The 13,354-nt window shown below is 67.5% G+C and carries 12 protein-coding genes; 8 read left to right on the plus strand and 4 right to left on the minus strand.

The window, feature by feature from the left end:
- Positions 1-302: 302 nt before the first annotated feature.
- The 7 genes from alr (at position 303) to ACYQOP_RS01765 (ending at position 7,955) form a co-directional block, all read left to right on the plus strand.
- Entirely contained in the window at positions 303-1,412 is a 1,110-nt protein-coding gene (gene alr / locus ACYQOP_RS01735) for an alanine racemase (protein WP_461220877.1), read from the plus strand.
- A 188-nt stretch (positions 1,413-1,600) separates the two neighbouring features.
- Positions 1,601-3,037: a DNA repair protein RadA gene (gene radA, locus ACYQOP_RS01740; protein ID WP_461220878.1), complete on the plus strand. Its 1,437-nt coding sequence runs from the start codon at positions 1,601-1,603 to the stop codon at positions 3,035-3,037.
- A 130-nt stretch (positions 3,038-3,167) separates the two neighbouring features.
- Positions 3,168-3,767 (plus strand): CvpA family protein, encoded by a 600-nt coding sequence (locus tag ACYQOP_RS01745; protein ID WP_419951895.1) that lies wholly within the window; start codon positions 3,168-3,170, stop codon positions 3,765-3,767.
- A 180-nt stretch (positions 3,768-3,947) separates the two neighbouring features.
- Positions 3,948-5,438, plus strand: coding sequence for an amidophosphoribosyltransferase (purF, locus tag ACYQOP_RS01750; protein WP_207413181.1), 1,491 nt, complete (start codon positions 3,948-3,950; stop codon positions 5,436-5,438).
- An 8-nt stretch (positions 5,439-5,446) separates the two neighbouring features.
- Complete coding sequence (locus ACYQOP_RS01755; RefSeq protein ID WP_461220879.1) at positions 5,447-6,187, plus strand: SDR family NAD(P)-dependent oxidoreductase; 741 nt, start codon at positions 5,447-5,449, stop codon at positions 6,185-6,187.
- A 180-nt stretch (positions 6,188-6,367) separates the two neighbouring features.
- Positions 6,368-6,775, plus strand: a complete 408-nt coding sequence (locus tag ACYQOP_RS01760) for a dihydrofolate reductase (RefSeq protein ID WP_056432367.1) — start codon at positions 6,368-6,370, stop codon at positions 6,773-6,775.
- A gap of 55 nt (positions 6,776-6,830) precedes the next feature.
- Positions 6,831-7,955 (plus strand): carboxylate-amine ligase, encoded by a 1,125-nt coding sequence (locus tag ACYQOP_RS01765; protein ID WP_461220880.1) that lies wholly within the window; start codon positions 6,831-6,833, stop codon positions 7,953-7,955.
- Between the two features lie 3 nt (positions 7,956-7,958).
- Here the strand turns inward: ACYQOP_RS01765 and der are convergent, their stop codons facing one another.
- The 3 genes from der to ACYQOP_RS01780 all read right to left on the minus strand — a co-directional run bounded on the left by der (position 7,959) and on the right by ACYQOP_RS01780 (position 10,828).
- A complete protein-coding gene (gene der / locus ACYQOP_RS01770; protein WP_056432361.1) occupies positions 7,959-9,317 on the minus strand; it encodes a ribosome biogenesis GTPase Der in 1,359 nt (452 codons plus the stop codon).
- A gap of 64 nt (positions 9,318-9,381) precedes the next feature.
- Entirely contained in the window at positions 9,382-10,095 is a 714-nt protein-coding gene (locus tag ACYQOP_RS01775) for a tetratricopeptide repeat protein (protein ID WP_311274113.1), read from the minus strand.
- A 127-nt stretch (positions 10,096-10,222) separates the two neighbouring features.
- Positions 10,223-10,828: an NnrU family protein gene (locus tag ACYQOP_RS01780; protein WP_461220882.1), complete on the minus strand. Its 606-nt coding sequence runs from the start codon at positions 10,826-10,828 to the stop codon at positions 10,223-10,225.
- A 108-nt stretch (positions 10,829-10,936) separates the two neighbouring features.
- Here ACYQOP_RS01780 and ACYQOP_RS01785 point away from each other — a divergent pair, with 108 nt between their 5' ends.
- On the plus strand, positions 10,937-12,106 hold the full coding sequence (locus ACYQOP_RS01785) for a hypothetical protein (RefSeq protein WP_461220883.1): 1,170 nt from the start codon (positions 10,937-10,939) through the stop codon (positions 12,104-12,106).
- A gap of 116 nt (positions 12,107-12,222) precedes the next feature.
- Here the strand turns inward: ACYQOP_RS01785 and ACYQOP_RS01790 are convergent, their stop codons facing one another.
- Positions 12,223-13,233 carry an OmpA family protein gene (locus ACYQOP_RS01790; protein WP_461220884.1) on the minus strand — a complete coding sequence of 337 codons (1,011 nt, stop codon included), beginning with the start codon at positions 13,231-13,233 and terminating at the stop codon, positions 12,223-12,225.
- Positions 13,234-13,354: the final 121 nt, after the last annotated feature.

Genomic DNA, 13,354 nt, shown 5'->3' on the forward strand with positions numbered 1-13,354 from the left:
AGGGTGACCCTCCTCCTTCTTGTGGGGAGGAGTTGGAGGCGGGGATCGGTCCCCTAGCCTCAGCCAATCGAGGGACCCCCAATCACCCCCGCTCCTAACCTCTCGCCACAAGGCTGAGATGGACGCGGCCCGCTTGAAAGAGCGGATGTAAATCCTTTAGCGCCGCCCTGAGGAGCGAAGGGCGCTACAGAGACCGTCGACTCTATGGTCCACCCTGCGAGAGACGGTAGACTCCGCTTCCTCACATGAGATTTGCAGGCAGCGGAGACTGCCCCATCACCGCGCTCGAACGAGATCCTGCAATGTCGATCGCTCATCCGGAGGCCGCCATCCACGGCGCACGCCTCACCATCGACCTCGCGGCCATCGCCGAGAACTGGCGCCGGCTCGGCGCGCAGGCCCCGCATATCCCCTGCGCCGCCGTGGTGAAGGCCGACGCCTATGGCTGCGGCCTGGCCTTGGTCGCACCGGTCCTGTGGCAGGCCGGCTGCCGGACGTTCTTCGTCGCGCATGCGAGCGAGGCGATCATCGCGCGGTCGCTCCTGCCGGAAGCGACGATCTATGTCCTCAACGGCCTGGCTCCCGGCAGCGGCCCCATCCTCGCCGCACATACCCTGCGCCCGGTCCTCGGGTCGCGCGAGGAACTCGAGGAATGGGCGGCGCTGGGTGCAGAGGCGGGGAGACCGCTCGCCGCGGCCCTTCACATCGATACGGGCATGAACCGCCTCGGCCTGACAGTCCCCGAAGCCCTGGCTCTCGCCGGAGACCCGATCATCCCAGCGGCGGGGATCGACCTGCTGATGAGCCATCTCGTCAGCGCCGAACGGCCGGACGAGGCGATCAACCGACGCCAGTGCGAGGACTTCGACACGGTACGCCGCGCCTTTCCGGGCATTCCGGGTTCGCTCGCCAATTCTTCCGGTTGCTATCTCGGCGCAGGCATCGCGAACGACATGCTCCGGCCGGGCTACGCCTTGTTCGGCGGCAACCCGATGCCGGGACGCCCGAACCCGATGCGGCCGGTCGTCCGCCTCGACGCGCGGATCGCCCAGATCCGCGACGTGGAGACGGGGGACAGCGCCGGGTACAATTCCCGCTGGACCGCTCCCGGTCCGCGACGGCTCGCCACCCTCTCCATCGGCTATGCCGACGGGTATCCGCGCTCGGCGAGCGGTCGCGGCCATGCCCTCGTCGGCGGGGTGCCCTGCCCCATCGTCGGCCTGATCTCAATGGACCTCATCATCCTCGACGTCACCGATGCGCCCAGCGCCCGGCGCGGCGAACAGGCGGTTCTCATCGGTGATTCCCTCGATGTGGACAGTGTAGGCCACGCCGCCGGCACCATCGGCTACGAAATCCTGACCGGCCTTGGTTCACGATATGTTCGTCGTTATGTAGAGTCTACCGACTGATCCGGCGATTCCAAATCCACCGCCTCATCCTGAGGTGCCGAAGCGAAGCGTAGGCCTCGAAGGAGAACTCCAGATGGCGCCGCCGGCCCTGGAGGTCTCCTTCGAGGCCCGCTGGCGCGGTCAACTCAGGATGAGGGCGCGGGTTGGATGGCCGCAGACTGTCGTCCGTGCTTCCTCAAAAGGCGATCATGGCCAAGATCCACCAGACCTTCGTCTGCCAATCCTGCGGCGCCGTCTACAATCGCTGGCGCGGGCGCTGCGAAGCCTGCAACGGCTGGAACACGATCGTCGAGGAAACGGGCGCGAGCGGCCCGCAGGCCGGGCCGGTCAAGACGCGGCCGAGCCGGGCGCGGGGACGCGTGTTTCCTCTGGAAGGGCTCACCGGCGAGGCCCGCGAGGCCCCGCGCATTCCCTCCGGCATCGGCGAACTCGACCGGGTCACCGGCGGCGGCTTCGTGCGCGGCTCGGTGATCCTGCTCGGCGGCGATCCCGGAATCGGCAAGTCGACCCTGCTGATGCAGGCCACCGCCGCCATGGCGCGGACGGGTGAGCGCGTGGTCTACATCTCCGGCGAGGAGGCGGTGGCGCAGGTGCGGCTGCGGGCCGAGCGCCTCGGCCTGTCGAGCTCGTCGGTGGATCTCGCCGCCGAGACCAATGTCGAGGATATCGTCGAGACCCTGAGCCAGGGGCGCCCACCGGCCCTAGCCATCATCGATTCGATCCAGACCATGTGGACGGAGACGGTGGAATCCGCCCCCGGCACGGTGACCCAGGTCCGATCCTCGGCCCAATCGCTGATCCGCTTCGCCAAGACCACCGGGACGGCGGTGATCCTCGTCGGCCATGTGACGAAGGACGGTCAGATCGCCGGGCCCCGCGTGGTGGAGCACATGGTCGATGCCGTCGCCTCGTTCGAGGGCGACCAAGGCCATCACTTCCGTATCCTGCGCGCGGTGAAGAACCGCTTCGGCCCCACCGACGAGATCGGCGTGTTCGAGATGACCGATCGGGGCCTCGCGGAAGTGCCCAACCCGTCGGCGCTCTTCCTCGCGGGACGCGACCATGCGGCACCGGGCACCGCGGTCTTCGCCGGCATGGAGGGCACGCGGCCCCTGCTGGTGGAGATCCAGGCCCTGGTGGCGCCTTCCTCCCTCGGCACGCCGCGCCGCGCCGTGGTGGGATGGGATCCCAACCGCTTGTCCATGGTGCTCGCCGTGCTGGAGGCTCATGGCGGCATCCGGCTCGGCACCCACGACGTCTATCTCAATGTCGCAGGGGGCCTGCGCATCACCGAACCGGCGGCGGATCTCGCGGTGGCAGCCGCCCTGGTGTCGTCGCTGTCGGGCGCGGCCCTGCCGGGCGAGACCGTCTATTTCGGCGAGATCGGTCTCTCGGGAGCGATCCGCCCGGTGGCGCAGGCACCGTCGCGGTTGAAGGAAGCGGTGAAGCTCGGCTTCGCCAAAGCCGTCACGCCACAGGGGCGCAACGAGGTCGGCGACAATTCCCTACCCACGGAAGCCCTGCGCCACATTGCGGATCTCGTGGCCGGCATCGCCAGCGGCGCGCCCAAACGCGGCCGGCCCGAGCGCAACCCAGCGCGATACGAATACGAAGACGACGAGTGAGGCCCGCGAAGGGAGGGCGTACCGGAGGGTGACGGCCGAGTTTCCGCACGATATACAGGCGCGGCGGCGAGGGGGAGCCGCACGAGCAGGCCATCGTCAGCCCCTCTGCCCCGTGCGACCATACCAATCAATGCCGTTTTCCGTTCTCGATCTGGCCGTTCTCGGCATCGTCGTCATCTCGGCCCTTCTGGCCGCCGTCCGCGGCGCGACGCGCGAGGTTCTCGCCATCGTCGCCTGGGTCGCCGCCGCCGCAGTGGCGTGGAAGCTCTATCCCCTGCTGCTGCCCACGGTGAGCCAGCACGTCTCCAATGCCACCGTGGCGCTGGTGGCTTCCATCGCCACCATCTTCCTCCTTACCCTCGTCATCGTGTCGATCATCACGGTGAAGGTCTCCGACATGATCCTCGATTCGCGCATCGGCGCGATCGACCGGTCCCTCGGCTTCGTCTTTGGCGCGGGGCGCGGATTCCTCATCTGCGTGATCGGCTGGGTGTTCCTGGCCTGGCTGGTTCAGGGCAAGATGCCCGATTGGGCGGCGCAGGCTCGCAGCCGCCCGATGCTCGAGAAATCGGGCGACGCGCTGGTGGCCCAGTTGCCGGAGAACCCGGAAGGGTTCCTGAAGCAGTTCAAGAAAGCCAAGGGCGACGGCACGGCGGACCCGGTCGAGCCGGCCGGTGAGGGCGATACGGCGCCCGCGCAACGCCGGACGGAGTCGCCCGCACGACGCTGACCTTCTCACGCAGCGCGTCTGATCTGCGTGGCAAGCCGCTTGGTTGCGGAACCAAGGCCGACTAAATGACGGCTTCTTGCAGGAAGCGGCCGTCGTCATAAAACGGTCGCAGGATGCAAGCCGGTCCGTGGACGGTGCCGAAACCGGCAGCGGCGGGCCACCTTAGGATCGCAGAACCAGATGTCAGCACGCAGCGCGAGCGCCCGCCATTCGGTCGACGTGGTGGATGGGCTGGACCGGGACGGGGACACGCTGCGCGAGGAGTGCGGCGTCTTCGGCATTTTCGGCCATCCGGACGCCTCCGCCATCGTGGCGCTCGGCCTCCACGCCCTCCAGCACCGGGGCCAGGAGGCGGCAGGCATCGTCTCCTTCGACGGGCACATCTTCCATTCCGAACGCCGGCCCGGCCTCGTCGGCGATTCGTTCTCCGACCGCTCCACCATCGAGCACCTCGAAGGCTCGGCCGCCATCGGCCACGTGCGCTACTCGACGACCGGAGGCACGATCCTCCGCAACGTCCAGCCGCTCTTCGCCGAACTCGCCAGCGGCGGCCTCGCGGTGGCCCATAACGGCAACCTCACCAATGCCCTCTCCATCCGCCGCGACCTCGTCCGCGACGGCGCGATCACGCAGTCGACCTCCGACACGGAAGTGATCCTGCACCTCGCCGCCCGCAGCCGCGCGCCCCTCATCGTCGAGCGCTTCACCGAAGCCCTGCGGCAGGTCCAGGGCGCCTACGCCATCGTCGCGCTCACCAACAAGAAGCTCATCGGCGCCCGCGACCCCCTCGGCATCCGCCCGCTGGTCATCGGCGAACTCGACGGCCGCTACATCCTCGCCTCGGAAACTTGTGCCTTGGACATCATCGGCGCGAAGTTCATCCGCGACGTGGAGAACGGCGAGATCGTCGTCATCTCCGAAGAGGGCATCGAATCGATCCGGTTCGCGCCGTCGCAGCCGATGCGCCCCTGTATCTTCGAGTACATCTACTTCGCCCGGCCGGATTCCGTAGTGAACGGCAAGAGCGTCTATTCCGTCCGCAAGAATATCGGCCACGAACTGGCCCGCGAATCCGCCACCGCCGCCGATGTGGTGATCCCGGTGCCGGATTCCGGCGTGCCGGCAGCCCTCGGCTTCGCGCAGGAGACCGGCCTGCCCTTCGAGATGGGGATCATCCGCAACCATTATGTCGGGCGCACCTTCATCCAGCCGACCCAGTCGGTGCGTGAACTCGGCGTACGGATGAAGCATTCGGCCAACCGCGCCGTGGTGGAAGGCAAGCGCATCGTCCTCGTGGACGACAGCCTCGTGCGCGGGACCACATCGGTGAAGATCGTGCGGATGATGCGCGAGGCCGGTGCCAAGGAGGTGCATTTCCGCATCGCCTCGCCGCCGATCACCTATCCGGATTTCTACGGCATCGACACGCCCGAGCGCGAGAAGCTGCTCGCCGCCACCCACGACCTCGAAGGCATGCGCCGCTATATCGGCGCGGACTCCCTGGCCTTCCTGTCGATCGAGGGGCTGTACAAGGCCATGGGCGAGGAGAGCCGGAATGAATCCTGCCCGCAATATACCGATCACTGCTTCACGGGCGACTACCCGACCGGCCTGACCGACCTCGCCATCGCCGGGCCGAAGCGTCTCGCGATGCTCGCCGAAGCGGATTGATCCGACCCATGACGAAGCTCCTCGACGGCCGCATCGCCCTCGTCACCGGCTGCTCGCGCGGCATCGGCCGGGCGGCGGCTCTGGCCCTCGCAGAGGCCGGCGCGCACATCGTGGCCGTCGCCAGGACGCAAGGGGCGCTGGAAGAGCTGGACGACGCAATCCGGCAGGCGGGATCGAGCGCGACGCTCGTGCCCCTCGACCTGACTGATTTCGACGCGATCGACCGGCTCGGCCAGAGCATCTACGAGCGCTGGCAGAAACTCGACGTGGTCGTGGGCAATGCCGGCATCCTCGGTAATCTGACGCCCCTCGGCCACGTCACGCCCAAGACCTGGACGCAGGTGATGGACATCAACGTCACCGCCAACTGGCGCTTGCTCCGCTCCGTCGACCCGCTGCTGCGGAGGTCGGATGCGGGCCGCGCCATCTTCGTCACCTCCGGCGCCGCGCAGAAATGCAAGGCTTATTGGGGGCCGTACTCGGTCTCGAAGGCCGCTCTCGACGCCCTCGTGCGCACCTACGCGGCGGAGACCGAGACCACGCCGATCAAGGCCATGCTGCTTAATCCCGGCCCCCTGCGCACCTCCATGCGCAAGGCGGCGATGCCGGGCGAAGACGAGACCACACTGAAGACCCCGGACGACCTCGCACCGCATTTCGTGCGTCTCGCGAGCCCGGATTGGGATCAATCGGGCAAGATCTACGATTTCCCCAGCGACCGGGTGCTGACGCCGCAGATGGCGGCTTAGCTTTTCTGTCACCCATAACCTGCCCGCGACCTCATCCTGAGGTGCTGGAGCGAAGCGAAGGCCTCGAAGGAGGGCTCCAGGACTCGCAGTGCGGTCTGGAGCCCTCCTTCGAGGCCGCTTTGCGGCACCTCAGGATGAGGTCGGTGGCGGGAGTGACCCGCCTTCATCGAGGTTTCCATCATGATCGACGTTCGCTGCATCTGCGCCATCGGCCTGCGCGGCCAGTTGGGCCTCAACGGGCACCTGCCCTGGGAGGGCAACACCGATCCGCTCTTCGTCGAGGACGTGACGCGCTTCTTCGCGCTGACCATGGGGCACGTGCTGATCGCCGGGCCGAAGACCGTGGCCTCCGTGCCGGACTTCGCCTTCAAGGACCGCACCATCGACGTCATCCGCAGCCACGAGGACCCGGAAGAGGTGCTCAAGCGCTATCCGGGCCGGCGCATCTTCGTCGGCGGCGGCATCACGGTCTGGAACGTTTACGCCAAGTACATCCAGAACTGGGACATCACCCGCCTGCCCTATGATGGCGAGGCCGACCGCTGGTTCGATCCGGCCTGGCTGGTGGGTGGCGCATTGCGAAGCTGAGGAGCAACGACCTTTCGCCCTACGAGTTGATGGAGGTCGCTCGCAGGATGATGGCATGACCGCGCATAGCTACCGTTTCGGCATCGAGGAGGAATACTTCCTGGCCGATGCCGAGACGCGAGGGACGCCGCGGCGGTCGGTGAAGCCGTTCCATACCGAAGCGAGCGAGCGCCTGCCCGAGATCGGGCGCGAGATGTTGCAGTGTCAGGTGGAGGTCTGCACCCCGCCCTCCACGGAGTTCAGCGAGGCGCGAGAGATCCTGGCCGGGCAGCGCGATGCCCTCGGCCGTCTGGCCAGAAAACACGAGCTTATGGTCTTCGCCGCCGGCACCCATCCGGTGGCGGATTGGGCGCGGCAATTACCGACGAAGGGCGAGCGCTATCGCGGCATCCTCAAGGATGTGGGTCTCGCCGGCCGCCGCAGCCTGATCTGTGGCATGCATGTCCATGTGGAAGTGCCCGATCCCGCGGCCCGGATCGACCTGATGAACCGGCTGCTGCCGTTCCAGCCCCTGCTCTTCGCGCTCTCGGCCTCGTCCCCGTTCTGGCAGGGCAAGCCGACGGGGCTCACCGCCTACCGCCTGAGTGCCTTCGGCGAATTGCCCAGAACGGGGTTGCCGCAGCTCTTCTCCGGTCCGGAGGCATATGAGCGCTACCTGCGGATCATGACCAAGGCCGGCTCGATCCAGGATGCCAGCTTCCTGTGGTGGTCGCTTCGTCCGTCGATCAAGTTTCCCACGCTGGAGCTTCGCGTAGCGGATTCTTGCACCCGGCTCGAGGATGCTCTCACGGTGGCGGCACTCTTCCGCTGCCTCGTGCGCTGCGTCGTGCGCCAGCCGGACCTCAACGCCGATCTCGACGGTGTCTCTCTCGCCCTGGCCGAGGAAAACCTCTGGCGCACCCAGCGCAGCGGCACCGAGGCCGAGATCATCGACGAAACCAGTGAGGATGCCCTTCCCTTCGCCGACGCCCTCGACAAGGTTCTGGCTCTCATCGATGCGGATGCCGATGCGCTCGGCTGCGGCGCGGAGGTGGAGCGCGCCCGCACCATCGTGGCGAAGGGCACCAGCGCCGACCGCCAGATCGCCGTTTTCGAGGCCGCGCGCGAGAAGGGCCGCACCAACCGCCAGGGACTGGACGACGTGGTGGACTGGCTGAGCGAAACGACCTGCGGGTCGTGAGGCTCAGCCCTTGTTGTCCTTGTCGAACGGGTTCTTCGAGGTGCGCAGGGACAGCCGGATCGGCACGCCGGGCAGGTCGAAAGCCTCGCGCAGGTTGTTGACGAGATAGCGCGTGTAGGATTTCGGCAGGCCGTCGAGCTGGTTGCCGAACAGGGCGAAGTGCGGCGGGCGGCTCTTCACCTGGGTGGCGTAGCGGATCTTGATGCGGCGGCCGGCCACCGCCGGCGGCGGGTTGCGCTGGGTCGCCGCGCTGAGCCAATCGTTGATCTTGGAGGTGGAGACGCGGCGGTTCCAGACCTCGAAGGTCTCGGTCACGGCCTTCATCAGCGCGTCGATGCCGTCACCGGCAAGCCCCGACAACGGAACCACGGAGACACCGCGCACCTGCGGTAGCAGGCGGGTGCAATCCTCCCGCAGCTTCTTCAGCAGGCCGGGCTGGTCCGCCACGAGATCCCACTTGTTGAGGCCGATGACCACGGCCCTGCCCTCGCTCTCGATGAGATCGATGATGGTCAGGTCCTGCTTCTCGAACGGGATCGTGGCATCGAGGAGCACCACCACCACCTCGGCGAAGCGCACGGCGCGCAGGCCGTCCGACACGGCGAGCTTTTCGAGCTTGTCGTCGATGCGGGCCTTGCGGCGCATGCCGGCGGTATCGTGGAGCTTGATGCGGCGCCCGCGCCATTCCCAGTCGAGGGAGATCGAATCCCGCGTGATGCCGGCCTCGGGGCCGACGAGCAGGCGCTCCTCGCCGAGCATCCGGTTGATGAGGGTGGACTTGCCGGCATTGGGGCGGCCGACGATGGCGACCTTCAACGAGCGATTCGACGGGTCGTCGTCGTATCCCTCCTCCTCGTCGTCGAGCTTGGGCAGAGCCTCGGTGAGTGCGTCATGCAGCTCGCCGATGCCCTCGCCATGTTCGGCCGAGAACGGGATCGGGTCGCCGAGGCCGAGCGAGAACGCCTCGTAGGCGCCGGACAGGCCGGTGCCGCCCTCGGCCTTGTTGGCGACGAGCACCACCGGGCACCCGGCCCGGCGCACCAGTTCGGCGAAGGGCTGGTCGGCGGGGAGGATGCCGGCGCGGGCATCGATGACGAACAGCACGACGTCGGCTTCGAGGATCGCGGCTTCGGTCTGTGCGCGCATGCGGCCGAGCAACGAATCGGCATCGGCCTGTTCGAGCCCCGCCGTGTCGATGATGCGAAACACCAATCCGCCGAAGTTGACGTCGCCCTCGCGCCGGTCGCGGGTCACGCCGGGGCGATCGTCCACGAGGGCGAGCTTCTTGCCCACCAGACGGTTGAAGAGGGTCGACTTGCCGACATTCGGCCGTCCGACGATAGCGACGGTCGGCATGTCCATGGTGGTCTCGATTCAGTCGTCGTACGGAGAAATTCGTCGTGCAGGCGTCGTGCCGAAATTCGGCTCAGCGCGTCACGGGCGGGGGTGCGGCCGGCTCGGAAGCGGGAGCCGCGGTCACCGTGACCGGACCGCCGGCCACGAGGGCAGCATAGACCTCGATACGCTGGCGCAGGTTCGCCGGCGTCTGCGGATCGGCGACGATCTGGTCGAACCAGCGCCCGGCGGCATCGTATTCGCCGCGCTTCAGCGCCACGAGTCCGAGCATTTCGCGAGCGGTGTGGCGGAACGCGCCGGTCGGGGCGGCGAGCCCCTGGAGACTGGCGAGCGCGGTATCGGGATTCTGCTGGTCGAGTCGGATCAGGGCGGCGCGCAGGCGGGCGAGGTCGCGCAGGCCATCGCTGAGCTTGGTGTCGGCGGCCAGCGCATCGTACTCGGTCGCGCCGGCGGCGGCGTCGCGCTTGGTGGTCTCGGTGGCGGAGCGGAACCGGGCCAGCATCCGGTAGCCGCCCGGTGCATCGGCTTCCAGCGCCTCAAAGGCCTTGTCGGCCTCCGTACCCTTGCCATCCTTGGCGAGACGATTGGCGGCCTCGAACTTCTCCGACGCCGCTTCCGCACGAACGCGCTGATCGTGCTGCCAGTAGCGATAGCCCCCGACGCCGGCCACGACGAGAATCGCAACAGCGATGATCAGACCACTGTAGCGCTTCCAGATCCGGGCGACCTGATCGCGGCGATAGTCTTCGTTGACCTCGCGGATGAACTCGTTGTTCTCGGCCATATCGTCTCACGCCGACCGCGATACGATCGACGGCCTTGAGGAAAATCCAAGCCCGGCGCGTAGCACAGCGCAGCCGGCTTGGCGACTGGATAGCTTGGAGAGCGGCGAGCGGTGAGTGCGGCCGGTCTCAGGCCTGCCCCGGCCAGGCCGCCACGCCGATGAGCAACGGGTGGAGATATTTGGCGAAGGCGAACCAGACGACGAAGCCGACCGCCACCGCGATCGCGTCGTTGCGCCAGCCGGCCGGGGCCGCGACGGCGCCGTGCTGGGCGGCCACCGCGCCAGCCGACAGGGCGCGGCGCTTGGCATTGATCCGGGCGATAACTGCCCAGGCGAGGAAGCTCCCGAACAGCAGGATCGAGCCGAGGTCGCCATTGGCGAGGAGATGGGCCGTCGCCCAGATCTTCACCGCCAGCAGCATCGGGTGCTTGGCCCGCGCCCGGATGTGACCGGGCAGGTAGGCGGAGGCCAGAGCGATGAAGGCGAGGAGCGTCAGCAGCAGCGCGAGATGGCGCGTCCAGACCGGCGGGTTCCAGACCTGGATGTAGCCATCCGCGCGGTATTGTCCGAAACCATAGGCGATGAGCACGATGCCGACGATCGACAGCACGGTATAGCCGAGCTTGAACCGGCTCTCGCCCACCTCGTCGATGACGCCCGCGCGCTTCGTCCTCAACATGGAAAAGGCATGCGTGCCGAGGAACAGCACGAGACCGAGGATGAGGATGAGCATGAAGGGCCTTCGAATCGAGCCTGTGGATCGCGGGAGCCGCGCCAGGCCGGGTGAAGCAGACTGTAACGGTTCAAAACCCAAACCGGCGCGGATGTCCAGGCTCATCCGATGACGCGGCTTCTCGCGCTCCTCCTGCTCGTCCTGCTTCCTCAAGAGGTCGCGGCGCGGTCCGAACCGCCGCTTTCCGCCCTCACCCTGGTCGGAGCGCCGACGACGATCTTCAAGGCCGGCCGTGATGCCTGCGACGGGGCGGACGTGCCGGACGCCTCCGCCCGAGCCTTCCGCGACTCAGCGGGCGGCATCGCCCTGTTCGGCATGCATTACCACAACCGGGCCCTGCGCGGACCGAGCCTCGACCAGTTGAAGCTCGACTGCGCCGTGGTGCTCGATTCCGGCGAGAAGGCCGATCCGGCGGCCTATGACGACCGCTCCTGGATCACGGCCACATGGACGGAGGGCGGCAAGGCCGTCTCGGCCCTCCTCCACCACGAGTACCAGGCCAACGAGCACGAGGGCCGCTGCCGCTCGAAGGTCTATATCGAGTGCTGGTACAACACGATCGTCGCCGCTTCTTCCGGCGATGGCGGGCGCAGCTTCACCCGCGCCAAGCCGCCCGCTATTGTGGCCGCGGCGCCGTTCCGCCAGGAGGTCGGCCAGGGCCGGCAGCGGGGCTTCTTCAATCCGTCGAACATCGTGGCGGACGGGCGCTGGCGCTTTGTGCTCATCGCCACCACCGGCTGGTCTTCCGGCGGCAGCGAGCAATCCGCCGGGGCCTGCCTGTTCCGCACCGACAGGCCGTCCGATCCGACGCGCTGGCGGGCCTGGACCGGGCTCGGCTTCACCGCCGCCTTCCCCGATCCCTACACCAAGCCGACCCTGCTCACCGAACCATGCAAGCCGCTGGAGCCGTTCGGCCTGCCCGTGGGCGCGGTGGTGCGCCATCGCGGTACGGGGGCCTGGATCGCCGTCTTCATGGCCGCGGCCGGCGCCAAGGTTCCGCAATCCGGCTTCTACTGGACGACGTCACGCGACCTCCTCACCTGGGATCAGCCGCGCCTGCTCCTCGCCGGCGCCACGCTCTACGACGATCCCTGCACGGCCAAGGGCGACCTCATCGCTTATCCGTCGATTCTCGATCCACAGGCGACCGGCCGCAACTTCGACGATGTGGGCGACACCGCCCTCCTCACCTACGTGACGCTGCGCCGGGAGGGCTGCCAGGTGACCTCGGACCGGGACCTCGTCCGCAGACCATTGGCGCTCAAGGTCTGGCCGTAAGGCGGAAGCGGATCGTCATCACGGCCGGCCCCTATCCGGCATGAGGCGGACTTCGTTACCGAGACCGTGCCGGTGGAGACGAACCTGCCGGCCCGGCGGCATCGCACGTCTCCGTGTCAGAACTTCACCAGTTCCACGCGCCGGTTCTTCGCCCTGCCCTCCTCGCTGCCATTGGCGGCGACCGGGCTGGCGGCCCCGAAGCCCTTGGCTCTCAGCCTCTCCTTCGCGACGCCCGACGCGATGAGCCTGGCCATCACCGCCCTGGCGCGGCCATCGGAGAGCGACTGGTTGTGCCCGGCGGACCCGGTCTCGTCGGTGTAGCCGTTGATCGCCAGCTTGAGACCGGGATTCGTCTTCAGCAGGCTCGTCACCGCTTCGATCTGAGCCGCGGAATCCGGCAGGATCGCGGTCTTGTCGGTGGCGAAATTGACATGGATCACCGCCCGCCCGGTCTTGTCGATGTCCTGTTTCAATTGGTCTGCGGGCAGCAGTCCAGCGGTCTGCGCGAAGGGCTTTGTTTCGAGGATGGTCCAGCTCGCGTTGTTGCTGCCGGGCACGAAATGCACCCAGATCTGCCGGTCCGGGCGGCGGATCACCCATGTCTGCGTCCGTTCGGAGTAGACGTTACCGAGGCCTTCATACATGCCCATCTTGACCTCCTCCGGCAGGGTATCGGTCACTGACGCGGACATCTGGCTGTCGGTGAGCTTTCGAGCACCTGCCTGGGTCAGCACGGCCTCGATGTTCTTCTTCAGCTCATAGGACGAGTAGGTCTTGCCGTCCTTGGCGCCGATGAGGGACAGGAAAACCTTGCCGTCGACGTCGTGGAGCGCGGTGCCCGTCCAGAACGGAAAATGCCCGAATTCGCGGGACTCTGGCGGGTTCACCGGCTGGTAGCCCGCGGGCAGCGCGAAATAGGGAAAGCCGCCGAGGGGCACGGTCGAGACGGGAATGTCGTCGAGCGCCACGGCGCCCGGTATGGTCCCTCCCCCGGGAGACGATGGACCCGCGACCGGCTCGGCCCTGCTTTCGCTCACAGCATAGGTGAGCGCCAACAGAATCCAGACCAGCTTCAATGCGTTCATCATCCACTCCGGCACGATGACGGCGCCGACAGACCGGGCCATCTTAGACGGACTCACGGGCAGGCGGGCCTTCAGGGGGCGGCAAGAGATGCCACGCCAGCGCACGGTGTCGAGTCGGACGGATGTCCGATGGACGGCCTTGAGGGTTCGTCGGAAAAAGGCG

This window comes from Methylobacterium sp. CM6247 (genome assembly GCF_054817925.1).